Annotated in this window: 1 protein-coding gene; it reads right to left on the minus strand. The window is 34.0% G+C overall.

Features of this window, described 5'->3' with window-relative positions; genetic code table 11:
- On the minus strand, positions 1–259 hold a 259-nt coding region (locus RYX56_RS23425; RefSeq protein WP_317124266.1), incomplete at both ends, for an inorganic phosphate transporter.

Genomic DNA, 259 nt, shown 5'->3' on the forward strand with positions numbered 1-259 from the left:
GATATATCCGAAACCTTTTATTCGTTTTAGCTAAATGGTTGTTTCTAAAGATGACTTTAAAGATACTATAAACGATATAACCAAATATAAAGGCAATAACAGGCGATAGGATAAGGCCCTCAATAATTTTAATAAAACCACTATAATTTAATGATTTAAATCCTGCTGCAGCAATGGCTGCCCCCGCAATTGCACCAATAATTGCATGTGAGGAACTGCTCGGTATCCCTAAATACCAAGTTATTAAGTTCCATATGAT

The organism is Alkalihalophilus lindianensis, from assembly GCF_032843265.1.
GTDB lineage: Bacteria > Bacillota > Bacilli > Bacillales > Bacillaceae_D > Alkalihalophilus > Alkalihalophilus lindianensis.